The following is an 18112-nucleotide window of genomic DNA, read 5'->3' on the forward strand; positions in this document are numbered from 1 at the left end:
GGAGCAAGCCCCCTCCCACAGTTGATCTGTGTCGCTTGATAGATCGGTTTACTTGCCGCCGGTGATCTGTTTCACCAATTCTGCATGCCCCTTCACATCATCCGCCCGCGAAATGGCCTGGATCACCAGCAAGTGATTGCCGGAACCGCCGAGGAAGGTGGAGTTCAAGGTCTTGCCGCCGCCCTGGGTGGCCGTGCTGTCGACCTGGCGCAGGCCAAGGCCCTTGAAGGTCAGTTTCTTTTCGTTCTGTTTCTTGAAGTCGGGCAGGGCGGCGCTCTGGTCCTTGATGAAGCCAGCTACCGCGCCGTCGAGGAACTGCGGGTCATTGTCTTTAATGGTTACCCCGTCGTTGCGCACGGTTTCGGCGACGATGACCACACTTTTCGTGGTCGGGTTCGCGTACATCGTACCTTGGGTATCCCCGGTGCCGTCTGCTGCCTTGCCGGCTGGCAGGGTGTCGGCGACGTAGGCTTTGGGCAAGTTGAAGGTGAACTTGCCGCCCAAGGTGGAGATGCTCTGGTCAGCCGGTTTGGCCGCGGCGAATACGCAGCCGGCGCTAAGCGCCAGGGCTAGCAGAACGGCGGTCTTGGTGAAAGTGGCCATGAAGAAGCGCTCCAGTAGATGAACGAAATTGCGCCGTATTCTGTCAGAAAATTCGCAAGATCGTTCATCCACGCGATCACACCTTGTCGGACTCTTCCTCAAGCCGGTCCATCTCAAACAACCGCGCCAGTTCTGCACGCGCTTCCTGGGCGGTCTGCATGACCTTGGCCGCGTCGTCGTACACCGCGTGCTGGGCGGCGAGGACTTGCAGGTCGTGGTTCTTGAAGCGGGTGATGCGTGCGTCGGCCTGGGCCTGGCTCAGGCCGAGACCCACCAGGGTGCGGCGGCTCATCTCCAGGCTGGAATAGAAGGTTTCGCGCACCGGTGACGCGTCGAGGTCCACCAGGCGGTGGACGTGCTGACGGTTACGGGCGCGAGCGATGATCTTCATGTGCGGATAGAGGCTGCGCACCAGTTCGGCGGTTTTGATGTTGATCTCCGGGTCATCCATGGCGATGACGAAGAACTCTGCCCGGTCGACCTTGGCTGCGTGCAGGATTTCCGGACGTTGCGGGTCGCCGTAGAACACCGGCATGCCGCCGAAACTGCGGGTCAGCTCGATGGTTTCCACCGAGGTGTCCAGCGCGATAAACGAAATGTTTTGCGCGCGCAGGATTCGCGCGACGATCTGACCCATACGGCCCATGCCGGCGATAACCACGCGCGGTGCATCGCTTTGGATGGTGCGATATTCCTCGGGGACTTCCACGGGTTTGACCCTGGGCTTGAACAGTTTCGGGCAGACCAGCAACAGCAGTGGCGTCACGGCCATCGACAGGGTGATGGTCAGCACCAGGATGTCGTACAGGTGCGGTTCGAACAGGCCCTGGTCGCGGCCGATCTTGAACACCACGAAGGCGAATTCACCGCCTGCGGCCAGCACCACGCCCAGGCGCAAGGCGCTCTCGCGGTTGAGATCGCCCACCAGTCGGCCGACGGCATACAGCAGCGGCAGTTTCAGGCCGATCAACAGCAGGGTCAGGCCGATCACCACCAGCGGCGAGCTGAGCAGCAGGCTGAGGTTGGCGCCCATGCCCACGCTGATGAAAAACAGGCCCAGCAGCAGGCCCTTGAACGGTTCGATCTGGGACTCCAGCTCGTGGCGGTATTCCGAGTCGGCCAGCAGCAGGCCGGCGAGGAAGGCCCCCAGGGCCATGGACACACCCACCAGTTCCATCAGCCAGGCGGTGCCGATCACCACCAGCAACGCGGTGGCCGTGGACACTTCGCGCAGGCCAGTCTTGGCGACGATGCGAAACACCGGGCGCAACATATAGCGCCCGCCGATGATCACCACGGCGATGCTGCCGAGGATCTGCAACACGTGCTGCACGCCCTGGGCCTGCGTGCTTGGGTGATCGCCCCCGGCGAGCAACGGCACCATGGCAATCAGCGGGATCGCCGCAATGTCCTGGAACAGCAAAATCGCAAAGGCCAGGCGCCCGTGGGGCTGGTTCAATTCCTTGCGCTCGGCCAGGCTTTGCAGGCCAAAAGCGGTGGACGACAGCGCCAGGCCCAGGCCGAGCACGATCGCGCTGTTCCACGACTGGCCAAACAGCCACAGCGCCACCCCGCCCATCACCAGGCCGGTGAGCAGCACCTGGGCCAGGCCGACGCCGAACACCGCCTTGCGCATCACCCATAAACGTTTCGGCGACAACTCCAGGCCGATGATGAACAGCAGCAACACCACACCCAGCTCCGAGAACTGCGCGACGCTTTGCGGGTTACCGATCAACCCCAGCACCGACGGGCCGATGATGACACCGGCGAACAGATAGCCCAGCACCGCGCCCAATTGCAGGCGCTTGGCCAGGGGCACGGTCAGCACGGCGGCGAGCAGGAACACCACGGCTGCTTGTAACAGGTTGCCTTCATGGGGCATTGCGAACTCCAAAATCTTTAAAACCAGTCAACAGGCGGCTATTAGAGCGCTTTTTACCTGTCGATAATTGTGTTTTTGCAGTGCGTGATCGTGCAAGGCGCGGGATTTTCTGCTGGGCGACCGCGTTCTCGCGGGCGTGTCGGAAGGATGTACAAACAATTTTCCCGGGGGATCGGGTGGCGGTCTGTCCCATTGGTCTTCTAGCGTTATGTTCTTGAGTTTATATTCCTTGGGTGGAATATTTGCATGGATTGGGACATTGAATACACGGATGAATTCGGCAACTGGTGGAATGGTCTGGATGCAAAGGCGCAGGTGTCGGTATCTGCCAGCTTTGATCTGCTGGGGCTTTTCGGGCCAGGGCTGGGCTTTCCTCACAGCAGCGATATCAAAGGCTCTCGATACGGGCACCTGCGGGAACTGCGCGGTATTGCTGATCGGTGGCGATAAGCGCGGGCAACATCGATGGTACGACGAGCACGTCCCCGCGGCAGAAAAGCTGTATGACGAACATTTGAAAACACTGGGTAAAGAGGGCCGCAACCATGGCTAAAAAATTCGCTGAACTGCAAGCGCGCATGACGCCCGAGTCGCGCGCCGATGCAGAGCAGCTATTCCAGCAGCACTTGAAAGAGATGCCCCTGCATGAACTGCGCAAGGCTCAACAGTTGAGCCAGGCCAGCCTGGCCAAAGCACTGAATATCAACCAGGCCGCGGTCTCCAAGATGGAGCGGCGCACCGACATGTACATCAGCACGCTGCGCGACTACCTCCGCGCGATGGGCGGCGAGCTGGAAATTATCGCGACGTTTCCCGATGGTCCGGTGAAGATCGACAATTTCGCTGGCTGAGTGTTTTGCCATGCGCACTTGCGGGCGTGCGGTACAACCCTACGGCCAGTCCCGTGAGCCTGCCAACGATTTCTTGAGGCGCCTACGCAAAGTGTCTCCATTGACGAAATGGCCGCTTGGTCGAGCATGAGTCGACGCACCTTTCCCCGGCATTTCCTTGAGAACACGGGCATGACGTTCGTCTCCTGGCGCCAGCAAGTCTGCCTGCTGGAAGCCACCGCCCGGCTCAGCCACGGCGTGTCCATCACCGACGTGGCGTTTGAGTTGGGCTTCAGCAGTGCCAGCGCGTTCACTGCGCTGTTCCGGCGCAACCTGGGCGATACCCCGGCGCGTTATCTGGCTAAATCAAAGGCGGCGGCGTTGTTCTGAGCCCCTTGTGCCGTCCACGCCCGTCAGGATTCATCTTCCTGTGGCACCGCCCTTTGTTACTATCGCCGTCTCTCGTCACCAGGAGTCACCGGCCCATGCAGCACCAGTGGGATGAAATGCACCGTACCCGCAAGCCCACGTTCGTACTGTGCGGCGAGCCTCAGGGGGACGTGCTCAATCTCTATGTTCACGGTTACTCGGCGTTCTTTGACCGGCAGCAACTGGGCAACTTCACGGCGCAACTGGCACGTATCGAGGGTTCGACCAACCTGATGCTGTTCTGGCCTGCCGGGCATTTTCTGGAAAACCTGTTTGCGCCGTTCAAGGACGTGATCACCGCGATGCTCGGCGGTGGTGGCCTGGGCGCTGCGACGGTGGGGGTGGGCAAGGCGATTGGGTATTTTCTCGACCATTACAAAAGTGTCGAGGCCCGGGTGGATGAAGTGGCCCGCAGCCTGTTGCCGGAATTGGCCGAGTTCCTCCACGGCGAGTCGCTGCAGGTGCGGCGCATCAACTTGATCGGCCATTCCCTCGGCGCGCGCATCCTGGTCAAGAGCGTGTTGGCCAACCCCGACACCGCCCGCGAACTGCCGTTGAACAATTTGCTGTTGATGGGAGGGGCGATCTGCACGTCGAGCCCTTGGGATGAAGTGTGCGCACCGCTCTCGGGGCGGGTGATCAACTGTCATTCCAGCAAGGACTGGGCCCTGGCGATGAAACCGGATACCGAGCGTTGCATCGGCCGCTATGCCATCCCGATCACGCCCGCGCTCAAGGCCAAGGTGACCAACGTTCACCTGGCCAGCTTTGATCACGCGGCCTATTGGCCACAGTTGCAGACGGTGGTGCAGTACACCGACCTGCTGCAGGAGCGACGCGGCATGATCCGTGCCGACCAGCGCAGTACCGAAGTGCGCTTTGCCGAAGACGATGGCGAACTGTTCCCGGCGTTGGTGCAGGCGCGCCCGGACGAGCTGAAATTCCTCGCCGAATTGATCGCGCAAAAGCGCAGCGCCTCGATTGATGCGGCGGTGCGTGAGCCATTGAAGTTGGCCATCGAGTTGCAGCGCATGGGCGGTGACAGCTTCATGAACCTCGCCCGGGGGCACGGCGTGGGTTATCGCCAGATCGCCGAGGATGTGGCGCAGCGGCTGGGGATCAAGTTCGATGAGCCGATGGAGACCGTCGCGCTGGCGGACATCGAAGCGCAGGTCGCGGAAACACTGATCGAGCAATACAAGGACAAACTCAGCCATGCCGACCGCCAGGCGTTCGATGCCGAGCTTCAGGCGGCGGCGCAAAAGGAGCAGGGCTTGTTCCATCGCATCGATCTCGGCCGTTCGGCTGCCACGGCGTTGAGCGGTACGGCGTTGGCGGGGCTCACTGGGTTTATCCTGCGGCGCGGCGCGGCCACGGCGATTCCGCTGGTGGGCCAGGCGCTGGCGGCGGCGATGTTGTTGGTGAGTGGGGTGCGCGCGTTTTCCGGCCCGGCGTATTCGATCACAACCTTGGCGGTGCTGGTGATCGGGGTGATCCGCCAGCGCATGGAGCGCGAAGCATTGAACCAGGAAATGGACCTGGTGGTGCAAGTGGTCGAAGCGTTTGACCTGCCGCGAGACACGGTGATGCGCACGGTTACGTCCGACTGATAAGCTGCGGGCTTGCCTAATGTGTTTGCCTGGAATACTGCGTGAAATTCAGCCTGCCGAAAATCGCTACCGCTCCGTTCTGCCCGCCTGAAGTGGCCGGCTCTGTCATCGTCGATCCCAAGGCGTCGTTTTTCAAACGGATGCTGATGTTTGCCGGCCCCGGCTTGCTGATTTCCATTGGCTACATGGACCCGGGCAACTGGGCCACGGCCATCGAGGCCGGTTCGCGCTACGGCTACAACCTGCTGTTTGTGGTGCTGCTGGCCAGCCTGGCGGGCATGGTGGTGCAGTGCCTGTGCTCGCGCCTGGGCATCGCCACCGGCAAGGACCTGGCGCAACTGTGCCGCGAACGCTATAGCCAGCGCTCGGCCCGCACCCAGTGGGTGTTGGCGGAAATTTCCATCATTGCCACCGACCTCGCCGAAGTGCTTGGCTGCGCCCTGGCTTTTCACTTGCTGCTGGGTGTTTCGTTGACCACCGGTATTGTCATCACGGCGTTTGACACGCTGTTGGTCCTGGCCCTGCAAAATCGCGGTTTCCGCCGCCTGGAAGCGATCATGCTGGCGCTGGTCGCGACCATCGGCGTGTGCTTCTTCATCGAACTGATGCTGATCAAACCCTACTGGCCGGACGTGTTCAGCGGTTTCGCGCCGTCGCTGTCGGCCATCAGCGATGCCGCGCCGTTGTACCTGGCGATTGGTATCCTCGGCGCCACGGTCATGCCGCATAACCTCTACCTGCACAGCTCGATCGTGCAAACCCGGCTGATCGGCAAAGACCTCGCCAGCAAGCAGGACGCGGTCAAGCTGGCGCGTATCGACACCATCGGCTCCCTGGCCCTGGCGTTGCTGGTCAACGCCGCGATCCTGATACTGGCCGCCGCCGCGTTCCATAAAACCGGGCATGCGGATGTGGTCGAGATCCAGGACGCCTACCATTTGCTCGATCCGCTGGTCGGCGGCGCCTTCGCCAGCATTCTGTTCGGCGTCGCCTTGCTGGCCTCCGGGCAGAGTTCCACCTTCACCGGCACCATCGCCGGGCAAGTGATCATGGAGGGCTACCTTAACCTGCGTATTCCCTGCTGGCAGCGCCGCCTGATCACCCGTGGGCTGGCGCTGATCCCGGCGTTTGTGGGGGTGTGGCTGATGGGCGACGATGCCATTGGCAAACTGCTGATTCTCAGCCAGGTGGTGCTCAGCCTGCAGTTGCCGTTTGCGCTGTATCCGCTGATCCGCATGACCGGCGACGCGCAACTGATGGGCCCGTTCGTCAACCGCCTGCCGACGCGGTTGCTGGCGTGGTTTCTGTTTGCGCTGATCAGTGGGGCAAACGCGTGGTTGATCGCGCAGTGGTTGTTTTGATCCAAGGCTCGCGGCGCTTGGGCGATCTACACCAGGATCGCCAGCGATGTGTATTGGGCAACCTGCGGATCGGCGGTCAATAGCTTCATCGGTTCGCTCATGGCGGTTGCAACGATGAGCCGATCGAAAGGGTCTTTGTGATGAGGCTCAAGATCCTTTACGGCAATAGCGTGTTCTGACGTGATGGGGAGTTCGACGAAACCGCTTTGCAGGCAGTACTCACGGATGTCATCCAGATCGACAGTGAGTTTCCCCAAGCCTACCTTGATCGCCAGTTCCCAGAATGTGGCGGCACTGACGTAGATCTCTGCCGCATGTTCAATCAGCTTTCGGGCTTTGCTGGATAGCTTGGGGTCGTCGTTCAACGTCCACAGCAGGATGTGGGTATCCAGCAGCACTCTCATGAATGAGTGCCTTGGAACGCATCGAGGAGGTCGTCAGACAAAGGCGTGTCAAAGCCATCCGGGATCACCAACTTGCCTTTCATGGCGCCAATCCGCTGGCCTTTGGATTTTCCGACAGGGACAAGCTGTGCCATCGCCCGTCCATGCTTGGAGATAGTGATGATGTTGCCGGCAGCCGCCTCATCAACCAGTTTTGACAGCATGTTTTTTGCTTCAGCCAGCGGGACGGTCATCATGTGGCTCTCCGCATATTTTGGCCAAATATAGCCAAAACTGCTGGCGCTATCAAAGACGGCCTGACCGCTGGTTGACGCCAACCGTTTTGAGTGCGACGGGTAGCGGTTCATGACATCCATGGCATTTCTCCGAACAAGGAATTCGCCAAAGTCTGTCGCAGCGTTGGGGGGCTTAGGAATAGTGGCCCGAAAAAACGGAACGGACCTACATTTAGCCGCGAGGCGTTTTCCTCATGAGCGTGGTTGTGGCGGATCTCGCTCGCTTATCGATCCCAATACGGCACCGCTCCAAAACACTCCACAAAATAATCAATCACCGTGCGCACCTTCAACGACAACCGCCGACTCCCGGGCCACAACGCTGCAATCTGCTGCGGCTCCAGGGTGGTCGCCACGTCGTATTCCGTCAGCACCGCCTGCAAGGTGCCGGCGCGCAGGCTTTCACCGATCAGCCACGAGGGAAACACCACCAGCCCCAGGCCCTGTTCGGCGGCGTGGGTCAGGGTGTCGGCGTGGTTGCCGGTGATGGGGCCTTTGACGCTGTAGGGCGTCCAGTCGCCCTGGTCGCGGCGGAAGAACCAGCGCTGCTGGCCGGTGATGCCTTTGTAGGCCAGGCACTGGTGGTTAACCAGTTCGTCGGGGTGGCCGGGGGTGCCATGTTCTGCCAGGTACGCCGGGCTGGCGGCGATGCGAAAGCGCTGGGGGGCGAAGATGCGCGCCTGCATGCCCGAGTCGTTGAGTACGCCGATGCGAAATAGCAGGTCGGTGCCGTCTTGCAGCGGGTCGACGTAGGTGTCGGTTTGCTGGATATCCAACTGCAGCTTCGGATAGCGCCGGCACAACTCCCCCAGCCACGGTGAAAGGTGGCGTTGACCAAACACCATCGGCGCGTTGATCCGCACCAGGCCGCTGGGCTCGCTTTCCTGTTCTTGCAGGGCCTGGCCGGCGGCCTCCAGTTGTTCCAGCATCAAGCGTGCGTGCCGCCCGAGCAGGCGCCCGGCTTCGGTGGGGCTGACCGCACGGGTGTGGCGATAGAGCAACTGTTGCCCGAGCGCCTGTTCCATCTGTTGGATCTGCCGGGAAATGGAAGAGGGCGCCAGGCCCTCACGGCGCGCCACTTCGGAAAAACTGCCGTGGTCCAGCACCGCGACGAACAGGCGCAGCGCCTTGAAACTCAATTCATTCAAGCCCTGCATCATGCCTCCAGGCTGTGCGTTTTGCACAAAGGTGTTGTACGTATGCTCCCATTTATCGCACAGCACGGCCACCGGATAATGCGCGCCAGGTTTCCTTTTTTGACACGCAGGTGATGTATGCAAGCCAGTTCTATCGAGGGTGCGGCGCAGGCCGGGCCGAAAAAAAACCTTCTGCGGTTGCTGTTGTTGCCCCTGGTGATCTTCGCCGGCATGGGCTTGTCAGTGGAGGCCGGTTTGCTCGGCCCGCTGGGTGTGCAGGTCGGGCATTTGTGGGCGACCTTGAGCATTTTTGGCGTCGGCTCGGCGATTTTGTATGTGCTGTTGTTGTTCAGCGGCCCGCAAAAGGGCCCGGCGTTGACCGATCTGCCGCGCTGGCAGTTGATCGGCGGGTTCCTGGGGCCGATGTACGTGGTGGTGCTGACCCTGGCCACGCCGCATATCGGCATCGCGATGACGATGATCGCGATTCTCTCGGGGCAGGTCGGCAAGAGCGTGCTGATCGACCATTTCGGCTGGTTCGGCACCGCGCGCAAGCGGGTCAACGGCGAGCGCTGGATTGCGTTGGCGTTGATTGTGGCGGCGCTTGTTTTGATTGCACGAGGCTAAGGCGATGAATTTGACTCTGTTGTTGGTACTGGTGATCGCCGCAGGTGCGGTGTTGAGTGTGCAGGCGGCGATCAATGGCCGTTTGGGCCAGACGGTGGGCGTGTTGCGCAGCAGCTTGCTGACCTTTACGGTGGGCGCGCTGACGACCGCGCTGTTGATTTTCTTCTTCGAACCGCCCCAGGCCGTGAGCCTGCTGGACGTACCGAAGTGGCAACTGACCGGCGCCCTGTTCGGGGTGGTGTACATGATGGTGATGGTCGGCGCGGTGCCGGTGGTCGGTGCGGCAGTCGCCACCGTGGCGGTGATCGTCGGGCAATTGGGCATGGGCATGCTGATCGATAACTTCGGCTGGCTGGGCAACCCGGCCATCGAGCTGTCGGGCAGCCGGATCGTGGCGATGGCCTGCCTGGCACTGGCGCTGGTGTTCATGTACCGCAGCAATACCCGCACCGACTGATGGTTGGAACCCTCCGCGTCGGGCGGCAGTCACTGCTAAAGGTGTCGGCGCTCGCCGCACCGGGACGACCATGACGAAGGAGTTTGACCATGCCAGATACAACCTGTGCCTGCCCACACTGCAAGTGTGTGCTAGGAAAGGATGCGGTGATGAAAGACGGTAAGGGCTATTGCTGCCAGGGCTGCGCCGAACACCATGCGCATGGTGAGCCGTGTGCGGCGGCGACAGGCTGCGAATGCGCCAAGTCGGCTGGCGGCTGAACGCGGTAAAAATTCACTCGGCTTGTCGGGCGCTGGTCATTACCATGGCCGCTCACCTTTGCCGGATGTGTACCCATGGCCCTGGCCGCGCCCCCCGACCTCAGTGATCACGCCTTCCCCGTGCAGCGGCTGGCGCGTACTTACCCGCGCGGTTTGTATGTGGAACCCCATCGCCATGATTGGGGCCAGTTGCTCTATGCCATGAGCGGCGTGATGTGGGTCGAGACGCCACGCGAAGCGCTGGTGGTGCCGCCCCAACGAGCCGTCTGGCTGCCGCCGGGTGTGGAACACGGGATACGTGTGGTTTCGGATTTGCAGATGCGCAATATCTACCTGCGCCCGGCATTGGCGGCGACGCTGGACAGCCAGGTGCATGTGATTGAAGTCGGCGGGCTGCTGCGCGAGTTGATCGTCACGCTGGTGGAGCAGGGCGACAGTGGCGATGCCGTCTATTACGACGCGGTGGTCGGCCTGGCCTTGCTGGAGCTGCAGCGCGCACGCCGCGCGTCAATCCGCATCGCCATGCCGCTGGAGGCCGACCGCCGCCTGATCAATGTCTGCCAGGCGGTCATGGCTGCGCCGTCCCTGGCGATTCCCTTCGAACATCATGCCGAGGCCGCCGGTGCCAGCGTGCGTACCTTGGCGCGGCTGTTCCAGAACCACCTGGGGATGGGCTTTGCGCAATGGCGCCGCCAGGTGCAACTGGCCACGGCGGTGGCCGAGTTGACCCAGGGCCAGCCAGTCAGCGCTATTGCGCGATCCCTGGGTTACTCGCCCAGCAGTTTCAGCGACATGTTCCGTCGGGAACTCGGGGTGGCGCCGTCGCAGTACAGCGGTTGAGGGTTTGGCCGAAATTCTGAAGCACTTGGCCGACGAGGTGGGCGGCGGCTTCCTACACTAAGCGCCATCCAACCACCAGGCGCGGCTCCCCATGAATTACCTGATCTCCCTTGCCATTGGCCTGTTTGTCGGCGTGATCTACGGCGCGCTGGACTTCCGCTCGCCCGCGCCGCCGGCTATCGCACTGGTAGGCCTGATGGGCATGCTGGTCGGCGAAAAACTGTGGCCCATGGGGCGCCAGTTGGTCAGTGGTTGGTTGTCCTGAATGTCCTTTCCCCTTTGATGGATGCCGCTCATGAAAGCGCTGCAATTTACCGCCACCGGCGACCTCTCCACCCTGCGTTTCGTCGATGTGGCCACCCCGGTACCCGCCGCCGGTGAAGTGCTGGTACAGATCAAGGCCGCCGGTCTTAACCCCAGCGACGCGAAGAATGTGCTCGGGCGCTTTCCCTACACCACGCTGCCGCGCATTCCCGGTCGCGACTTTGCCGGCGTGGTGGTCGAAGGCCCACAGGAATGGGTGGGGCAGGCGGTCTGGGGCACCGGGCGTGACCTTGGTTTCTTCGCCGACGGTTCCCACGCCCAGTACCTCACCGTGTCCGCCAAGGGCGTGGCCCACAAACCCACGCACTTGAGTTTTGCCCAGGCCGCCAGCCTCGGCGTGCCGTACACCACCGCCTGGGACGCCCTGGAGCGCAGCGGTGTCGGCGAGGGGACGCGGGTGTTGGTTATCGGTGCGAACGGTGCTGTCGGCAGTGCGGCGTTGGCCTTGGCGAAAATTCGCGGGGCACAGATCCTGGCGGCGGTGCGGCGCCCTGAGCAGGTCGGGGTGTTGCAGGCGCAGGGTTTCGAGGCGATTGTGCTGGGCCAGCCGGAGGACTTGGGCGCGCAGGTCAATGCGCTCTTCAAGGGCGGCGCGGATGTGATCTTCGATACCACCGGTTTCTGGTTACCCGCCGCCGTGGCCGGGCTGGCACCGTTCGGGCGCATCGCAATCATCGCAGCGCCAGTCGACGGCCATGTGCAACTGCCGGCCCTGGCCCTGTACCGCAAGGGCGGCTCGGTGGTGGGGATCAATTCGTTGCTCTACACCTGCGAACAGTGTGCGGTGATGCTGGAGCAGTTCGGGCGCTTCTTTGATCAAGGGCTGCTGCCGCTGCCGACCGGCCTGCGTGAAGTAGCGTTGGCTGAAGGGGAGAAATGCTACGAAGAAGTGAATGCAGGCAGTGCCGATAAGATCGTTTTCCTGCCCTGACGCGGTTAAAAATGTGGGAGCAAACCCGCTCCCACATCGGGGTTTTTATTAGGCTTCGGGCACGCCTTTTTCCCACGCCGACCAGTTCTTCAGGATCGCCTGGACCAACGGGTTACCCGTGCGGTACAGGTTCTCCAGCGCCGGGACGAACCCGCCCTGGTCGGCATATTTCAGCAGGTTATCCACCTCGCTGTAGCCCGGATAAGGCCGGTCGAAATCCGACCCGGCGCGTACCACCGCCAGGCGCTGGATGTCCACCAGACCCTCGCGACTGGCGCGCAGCAGGGCTTCATAGGTGGAGTTGTCTTCCTGCTGGGTGGTGCAGTATTCGCCTTTGTTGTCTGTGAGCAAGCGGGTCCAGACTTCGGCGCGCTCGCTCAGGCGCGTGCCGGAGAACCAGGTGTTGCCCGCCAGTGTGTCGCAGCGGGTGACTTGCGGCGGCTGATTGGCCGGTGCGGCAGGGTAGTGCTTACGCCAGGCGGCGGATTCCTGGCTTTCCGTCAGCTCCACCTTCTGCGACAGGGCAAACGCCTTGGCCTGCAGTTTCGGGTTCAGTTCGAACACTTCGGTCTTGTAGTCCAGCGGCGGTTTTTCGTTGGGCCCCTTCGTATTGATGCCGATGTAGCCGGTCGGCCAATCCTTGGGCGCATCCCGCGAATCCAGCTCCCATTGGGTGCCGAACTCCACCAGGTAATGGGCCCAGGCCGCCGTGCCGATGGTGCCGTGTTTGGGGTTGATGCCGGCGATCCCGGCGATCAGAAAGTAGCTCTGGCGCAGGTCGAACTTGGGCGATAACGCCAGGGCCAGGGTGGACGCGGCGGCGTTGGTCTGGCCCATACCGGTCACCAGCAGGCACACCTCTTCGGTGTTGCAACGAATCACCGGGTATTCGGCGGACAAGCCCGGCACGCGGACTTCCTGCTTGAGCGCCAGGCGATCGATCCAGGTTTGCGCCTCGGGGGCGAACATGGTGATCAGCATCACTTTCGGTTTGATCGGCGCAGGCGCTTGCGCCAGCACCACGAGGGGCAGCAGGGCCAGGCCGACGGCCAGCGAGAGACGGTTAAACGCTTTCATCTAAGACTCCTTGATCAGAATTGGTAGCCCACGCCGGCGTAATAACCCCAGCCGTTGGAGCGGGCGCGGAAGTTGCCGTCGCCGAAATTCAACTCGCTGCCATCTTCCCAGTTACCGCCGTTATGAAAGTAACGACCGACCAGGGTGAAGCGCAGGTGGGTGAACGAATACAGCAGCACATTGGTTGCTACCAGCGCGTTGGCGGTGCGCGCCGGGTTGTCCTTGTGCAGGTCCGAGCCGAAATCGTAGTTGGTGAAGCCGATGTAGGTCAGCGAGGCGCCGTTGTCGAACGTGTCGATGGGCACGATGTACTTCATCTGCGCACGGTAACCGTCCCAGGAGTATTCATTGCTGGCGCCATAGTTTTCCCACTGGTAACGCCCATAGAAGTTCGCGGACAGGTTGACCCGCGAGTGCGTATCGATGTCGGTGCCGAGGCCGCTGTACAAGGTGTTGGCGCGGTTGGCGGTGTTGCTGCCGTGGTCGTAGATCCAGTCAAAGGCCACATACCATTCCTTGAACGGGCCGATCGCCAGGCTGCGCCCGGCCAGGTAATCGATGGAGATCCGCGGTTCGTGCTCCATGAACAGCGGCGAGCCATGATCCCACGCACCTTTGTCATTGCTGTTACCGATGCCGAGGATCTTCGGCACGTCGATGTAACCGTACAGTTCGAACGGGCCCTTGCGGCCGAAGTACTCGTACTCCAGGTAAACGTCATCGGCCGGCTTGGGGCCGAAGCTGATGTCTTTGCTGCCGATCAATGTCAGGTCCTGGTTGAACCAGTCCGACAGGTATGCGCCTTTTTTCGTCGGGCTGGCTTCAGGGCTCAGGGTTTCGCCCTGTGCTGAGTCATCGACGGGTTGTTCCTGCGCCAGAATGGACGGGCTGAGTACTCCCGTAACGGCGCTCAGTAGCAGGGAGACACCAAAGGAAGCGGAACGCCTTGAGGTGGAGTGCATTGAAAATCCCTATTCGTTCGCGGTTTAGACCCGATTCTTCGGGTTGGAGTGAACCTGGCGATCAAGTTCGTTACGCAAACGTTTGCACAGGCTGTACCAACTTTACTCAATGGCTTGAATTGCTTTGAAAAAAGTGGAATTAATCGACCTTTTGGTCAGCATTGACGCGGTGTCATTTTTCGCTGCGATTGAACAGGTGCATGGCGGTTTCGCGCCGATACTCGCTGGGCGTCTGGTGCATCTCGATGCGAAAGTGCCGGTTGAAATTGGACAGGTTGGCGTAGCCCACTTCAAAGCAGATAGCCGCCACTGACAGCTCGCTTTGCAGCAACAGCCGGCACGCCCGCTGTATACGGAACTTGCGCATCAGGTCGATAAAGCCATGGCCGGTGTTGCGCTTGAAGAAGCGTGAGAAGCCCGGCTCGCTCATCTCCAGTTGCCGGGCGATCACCGACAGGCGCAAATCGCCGGTCAGTTCACGCATCAGGTAGTCGAACGCTTTGTTGATGCGCTCGGCGCTGCGCGCGTCCAGGGTCGGCGCGTAGCACGGGCTGGCCAGGGCCTGGACCTGCGGCGGCGGGGCGTTGTTGAGGGTGTCGAGCAGTTGCAGGAACAGGATCAGGCGTTGCAGGCCGTGGGCGCGGCCGATGTCTTCCATCAGTTGGGCCGCCTGCACAGCGGTCTCGCCGCTGAACGCCAGGCCGCGCCGGGCCTGTTCGAACAACGCCTGCAAATCGCCGAGTTCCGGCAGGGTCTCGCGCAGGGCGAGGAGGGCGGCGCCATCGAATTGCAGCACCACATCGCGGCCGCTCAGGTACTCACCGGGGGCCAGGTCGCCGATCCAGTCGTGGGGCAGGTCCGGGCCGATCAGCGCGACATGCCCTGCACTGAATGCGCCGATGTAGTCGCCCGCCACCAACTTGCCGCTGCCTTGGCGAATCAGGTGGATCTCGAATTCGGGGTGGTGATTCCAGCGAGCCAGCTCGTAGGGATAGTCATGTTCTAACCAGCGAAAGCAGTGCTCCGGTTCGGGCAGGATCACTTCGAGTTCGGCGGGGCGGTGCTCGAACAGCTCGGCGCGACTGACGGGCATGGTGATGCCTCTTGTACTTGGGGGAGTGCCCCAAAATACGCGGGTTGGCGACAGCGGCGCTACCCAAGGTTTTGCCCGGTACTGATACTTTTTTGCGCTGGGGTCTAGGGTCAAAAAAGTATCAGCCGAGCATTCGCCATGGGTTTGTGAGGGCCTGGCCAAGCTGCTGTAATCGGCCCTCACCGATAAAAACAACAGGTGGAAACTGCCGGTTCCAGGCTCAGCCCACCACCGAGCGCGAGATGAACCGCGCCGGTTATCCCAAATAAATGCCCAAGGGACACGCACCCCATGAAACGACTGGAAGGTAAGAGCGCGCTGATCACCGGATCGGCGCGTGGCATCGGCCGCGCCTTTGCCCAGGCCTATATCGGTGAAGGCGCGACGGTTGCCATCGCCGATATCGACCTGCAACGGGCCCAGGCCACGGCGGCCGAACTGGGCCCGCAGGCCTACGCGGTGGCGATGGACGTCACCGACCAGGCCTCCATCGACGCCGCGATTGCCGCCGTGGTGGCCCATGCGGGCCGGCTGGATATCCTGATCAACAACGCCGCGCTGTTCGACCTGGCGCCGATTGTCGACATCACCCGCGAGCGCTTCGAGCGGCTGTTCTCGATCAACGTCGCCGGCACGCTGTTCACCCTGCAGGCCGCAGCCCGGCAGATGATCCGCCAGGGCCACGGCGGCAAGATCATCAACATGGCCAGCCAGGCCGGGCGGCGTGGCGAGCCGCTGGTCGCGGTGTACTGCGCGAGCAAGGCGGCGGTGATCAGCCTCACGCAATCGGCGGGGCTGAACCTGATCAAGCAGGGCATCAACGTCAATGCCATCGCCCCGGGTGTGGTCGACGGCGAGCATTGGGACGGGGTGGACGCGCTGTTCGCCAAGCACGAAGGCCTGGCGCCGGGCGAGAAAAAGAAGCGGGTAGGCGACGAGGTGCCGTTCGGGCGGATGGGCACCGCTGAAGACCTCACCGGTATGGCGATCTTCCTCGCGTCGAAGGACGCCGACTATGTCGTCGCCCAGACCTACAACGTCGATGGCGGTAACTGGATGAGTTAGGCCATACACCGATCAACATGTGGGAGCGAGCAAGCCCCGTCCCACATTGGATCGTGGTTGTTCTTGAATACCGCGCTAGTCGGCAAAACTGCGATCGAAGAAATAAATCTTCCCCGGCTTCAAGTTCTCCATCGTCGCCTGGGGCCTGCCGCCTTCGCCTGGTTTCTTGCGCCCCGTTTCCCGCAAATACCCCACCTCAGTCAGCTTCAGCAAACGCTGGCGAACACTGGTCTTCAACACCGGCCGCGCGAGCACCAGCGAGAAGATCGCCGTCGCTTGCGGGGCGCTGAATTCCTCGCTCAGGAACATCAGCGGCAAGCTGCTGTACAGCGACTTGGACAGTAACCGCGCCTGCACGGCGGCCACGATGGTGTTGTGATCGAACGGCAACTTGATGCGGCCGTCGGCTACTGCATCCAGCGAAAACCAGGCTTGATGCTCGCTCAGCGTCACCTCATCCGCGATGATCGCCAGGTAGAAAGTGGACGACGACCAGCAACGCGGGTCGCGGAATGCATCGCCCACCGTACCCACTTGCTCGCTCCACACCAGGTCGAGGCCGACTTTGTCACTCGCGCGCAGGCGCTCCACGGCATCCGTGAGGCTCAGGTCCTGCACGTCGCCATTCACCACCACACCCGGCAGTGCCCAATGCCCGGCGAAGGGTTCGGTGTCGCGCTTGTTCAGCAGCAGCTTCAGTTCTCCTGCCGCGCGGCAGTAGAACAGCACGCACAGGTCGACGGTGTGGAGGTAGGCGCTAAGTGGCATGTGCAGTCCTTCTAAACAGCGGTGGTGCACAGTCTAACGAATCGAACAAATATGTCATGTACTGACTAAAACCTATATAAATAAATCTTTCTTGCAATGAAAGTACGTGACGTGTACTTTTTTTCAGGCCGCAGGAGACCCGCCATGACCCTCTCGAAACATGCCATCGCTTCATTCGACGTCGACGCCCAGAAGAGCTTTACGCCGCTGTGCCCCAACGAATTGCCAGTGGCCGGGGGGGACCTCATCGGTGCCGAACTCAACTACATGGCCAGCCTCGCGGGCTACCGTGTCGGCAGCAAGGACGCCCACACTCCACATGCGCCGTGGGTGGTCAAGCAACACAGCGAGATGCTGCAACCCACCGGCCTGGCCCACGCCGATGTCACCTGGGTCAGCCACTGCGTGCCGGGCACCGAGGGCTTCAGCCTGCTCGATGAACTGCCCACGCCCTATGACTACGATTACTTCATCTGGAAAGGCGTCGAACCCAACCTGCACCCCTACGGCGCCTGCTACCACGATCTGCACGACAAGCTGTCCACGGGCGTCATCGAGTACCTCAAAGCCCAGGGCGTAAGCCGCGTGATCGTCGGCGGCCTGGCCCTCGACTACTGCGTCAAGACCACCGCGTTGCAACTGCTCAAGGCCGGCCTGGAAGTGGTGCTGCACCTGCCGGCGTGCCGGGGTATTGCGCAGGAGGGCGGTGTACAGGCTGTCAACGAGTTGCTCAAGGCCGGTGCCGGCATCAGCCGCACCCGCGAAGAACTGGCTGCGATGGCCACGCGCTAAGGGGACACACCATGGAAAGTGCCTACGACTACGAAGCCCCGGTGATCCTGGGTTTGCTCGACACCGACAGGTATACCCGTGAGCATGTCTAAAGATTTACCGCCTAAATCCAATAAATTCAAAGAGTTACAGAGTCAGGATTTTGTCCATGTTTTCGGCCAGAAATGGACACGACTGAGGCGCTAGCTCAGAGGCGGATAAAGGATGGGGATTTATTGAAAAGGTTCAAGAAGATCCAGATGAGTTGATACGTGCAGATATCGGGGCTTCCACATGGCGGGTCAATTCCATCAGGGCTGCCTCAAGGGCTAGCTGGTTTTGGTACGTCCTCTCTAGGACATCAGCTAGCGAATATTGCGATGGCATGAGCTCGATCCTTCCTC

Annotated in this window: 20 protein-coding genes and 2 pseudogenes; 13 read left to right on the forward strand and 9 right to left on the reverse strand. The window is 61.5% G+C overall.

The window, feature by feature from the left end:
- Positions 1-48 precede the first annotated feature (48 nt).
- Together ACS5Q8_RS12035 and ACS5Q8_RS12040 are read right to left on the reverse strand one after the other, a co-directional pair.
- On the reverse strand, positions 49-603 hold the full coding sequence (locus ACS5Q8_RS12035) for a DcrB/PsbP domain-containing protein (protein WP_276197658.1): 555 nt from the start codon (positions 601-603) through the stop codon (positions 49-51).
- A gap of 76 nt (positions 604-679) precedes the next feature.
- Positions 680-2488, reverse strand: a complete 1809-nt coding sequence (locus tag ACS5Q8_RS12040; RefSeq protein WP_426100938.1) for a monovalent cation:proton antiporter-2 (CPA2) family protein — start codon at positions 2486-2488, stop codon at positions 680-682.
- Between the two features lie 246 nt (positions 2489-2734).
- Between ACS5Q8_RS12040 and ACS5Q8_RS12045 the strand changes: the two are divergent.
- From ACS5Q8_RS12045 to ACS5Q8_RS12065, 5 genes and pseudogenes are all read left to right on the forward strand, one after another.
- A pseudogene (locus tag ACS5Q8_RS12045) lies at positions 2735-3041 on the forward strand (type II toxin-antitoxin system RelE/ParE family toxin).
- A complete protein-coding gene (locus ACS5Q8_RS12050) occupies positions 3034-3339 on the forward strand; it encodes an XRE family transcriptional regulator (RefSeq protein WP_465160232.1) in 306 nt (101 codons plus the stop codon). Before ACS5Q8_RS12045 ends, ACS5Q8_RS12050 begins: the two are co-directional and overlap by 8 nt.
- Positions 3340-3396: 57 nt before the next feature.
- Positions 3397-3708 (forward strand): annotated as a pseudogene (locus ACS5Q8_RS12055) (helix-turn-helix domain-containing protein); the annotation flags it as partial.
- A gap of 95 nt (positions 3709-3803) precedes the next feature.
- On the forward strand, positions 3804-5357 hold the full coding sequence (locus ACS5Q8_RS12060) for a DUF726 domain-containing protein (RefSeq protein WP_443700737.1): 1554 nt from the start codon (positions 3804-3806) through the stop codon (positions 5355-5357).
- Between the two features lie 41 nt (positions 5358-5398).
- On the forward strand, positions 5399-6718 hold the full coding sequence (locus ACS5Q8_RS12065; protein WP_426100942.1) for an Nramp family divalent metal transporter: 1320 nt from the start codon (positions 5399-5401) through the stop codon (positions 6716-6718).
- Positions 6719-6744: 26 nt separating this feature from the next.
- Here the strand turns inward: ACS5Q8_RS12065 and ACS5Q8_RS12070 are convergent, their stop codons facing one another.
- The 3 genes from ACS5Q8_RS12070 to ACS5Q8_RS12080 form a co-directional block, all read right to left on the reverse strand.
- Positions 6745-7122, reverse strand: coding sequence for a type II toxin-antitoxin system VapC family toxin (locus ACS5Q8_RS12070; RefSeq protein WP_443700738.1), 378 nt, complete (start codon positions 7120-7122; stop codon positions 6745-6747).
- Entirely contained in the window at positions 7119-7478 is a 360-nt protein-coding gene (locus tag ACS5Q8_RS12075) for a type II toxin-antitoxin system Phd/YefM family antitoxin (protein WP_465160233.1), read from the reverse strand. The genes ACS5Q8_RS12070 and ACS5Q8_RS12075 overlap by 4 nt, the downstream gene beginning before the upstream one ends.
- Before the next feature lie 143 nt (positions 7479-7621).
- Positions 7622-8554: a LysR family transcriptional regulator gene (locus ACS5Q8_RS12080; RefSeq protein ID WP_426100948.1), complete on the reverse strand. Its 933-nt coding sequence runs from the start codon at positions 8552-8554 to the stop codon at positions 7622-7624.
- Positions 8555-8671: 117 nt separating this feature from the next.
- Between ACS5Q8_RS12080 and ACS5Q8_RS12085 the strand changes: the two genes are divergently transcribed.
- The 6 genes from ACS5Q8_RS12085 (at position 8672) to ACS5Q8_RS12110 (ending at position 11972) form a co-directional block, all read left to right on the forward strand.
- Positions 8672-9160, forward strand: coding sequence for a DMT family transporter (locus tag ACS5Q8_RS12085; protein ID WP_276197704.1), 489 nt, complete (start codon positions 8672-8674; stop codon positions 9158-9160).
- A gap of 4 nt (positions 9161-9164) precedes the next feature.
- Entirely contained in the window at positions 9165-9617 is a 453-nt protein-coding gene (locus ACS5Q8_RS12090) for a DMT family transporter (protein WP_276197705.1), read from the forward strand.
- Positions 9618-9706: 89 nt separating this feature from the next.
- Entirely contained in the window at positions 9707-9877 is a 171-nt protein-coding gene (locus ACS5Q8_RS12095; RefSeq protein ID WP_276197706.1) for a metallothionein, read from the forward strand.
- Positions 9878-9952: 75 nt separating this feature from the next.
- Positions 9953-10717: an AraC family transcriptional regulator gene (locus tag ACS5Q8_RS12100; protein WP_465160234.1), complete on the forward strand. Its 765-nt coding sequence runs from the start codon at positions 9953-9955 to the stop codon at positions 10715-10717.
- A 91-nt stretch (positions 10718-10808) separates the two neighbouring features.
- A complete protein-coding gene (locus tag ACS5Q8_RS12105; protein ID WP_426100950.1) occupies positions 10809-10982 on the forward strand; it encodes a DUF1427 family protein in 174 nt (57 codons plus the stop codon).
- A gap of 30 nt (positions 10983-11012) precedes the next feature.
- Positions 11013-11972 (forward strand): quinone oxidoreductase family protein, encoded by a 960-nt coding sequence (locus ACS5Q8_RS12110; protein WP_465160235.1) that lies wholly within the window; start codon positions 11013-11015, stop codon positions 11970-11972.
- Between the two features lie 48 nt (positions 11973-12020).
- On the opposite strand, the gene ACS5Q8_RS12115 is transcribed toward ACS5Q8_RS12110, so the two are convergent.
- The 3 genes from ACS5Q8_RS12115 to ACS5Q8_RS12125 all read right to left on the reverse strand — a co-directional run bounded on the left by ACS5Q8_RS12115 (position 12021) and on the right by ACS5Q8_RS12125 (position 15104).
- Positions 12021-13049 (reverse strand): purine-nucleoside phosphorylase, encoded by a 1029-nt coding sequence (locus tag ACS5Q8_RS12115; protein ID WP_465160236.1) that lies wholly within the window; start codon positions 13047-13049, stop codon positions 12021-12023.
- Positions 13050-13063: 14 nt separating this feature from the next.
- On the reverse strand, positions 13064-14011 hold the full coding sequence (locus ACS5Q8_RS12120) for a nucleoside-specific channel-forming protein Tsx (RefSeq protein WP_247408040.1): 948 nt from the start codon (positions 14009-14011) through the stop codon (positions 13064-13066).
- A gap of 172 nt (positions 14012-14183) precedes the next feature.
- Complete coding sequence (locus ACS5Q8_RS12125; RefSeq protein WP_426100954.1) at positions 14184-15104, reverse strand: AraC family transcriptional regulator; 921 nt, start codon at positions 15102-15104, stop codon at positions 14184-14186.
- 291 nt (positions 15105-15395) lie between these two features.
- Here ACS5Q8_RS12125 and ACS5Q8_RS12130 point away from each other — a divergent pair, with 291 nt between their 5' ends.
- Positions 15396-16169, forward strand: a complete 774-nt coding sequence (locus ACS5Q8_RS12130; protein ID WP_321860897.1) for an L-iditol 2-dehydrogenase — start codon at positions 15396-15398, stop codon at positions 16167-16169.
- A 75-nt stretch (positions 16170-16244) separates the two neighbouring features.
- Here ACS5Q8_RS12130 and ACS5Q8_RS12135 read toward each other — a convergent pair whose 3' ends face one another.
- Positions 16245-16937 (reverse strand): NUDIX hydrolase, encoded by a 693-nt coding sequence (locus tag ACS5Q8_RS12135; protein ID WP_465160237.1) that lies wholly within the window; start codon positions 16935-16937, stop codon positions 16245-16247.
- A 144-nt stretch (positions 16938-17081) separates the two neighbouring features.
- On the opposite strand from ACS5Q8_RS12135, the gene ACS5Q8_RS12140 reads away from it, so the two are divergent.
- The gene (locus ACS5Q8_RS12140) at positions 17082-17729 is read left to right on the forward strand and encodes a nicotinamidase (protein WP_465160238.1); all 648 of its coding nucleotides are present in this window, start codon (positions 17082-17084) and stop codon (positions 17727-17729) included.
- The last annotated feature ends 383 nt before the right edge of the window (positions 17730-18112 follow it).

The sequence above is a fragment of the Pseudomonas sp. PAMC25584 genome (genome assembly GCF_058135675.1).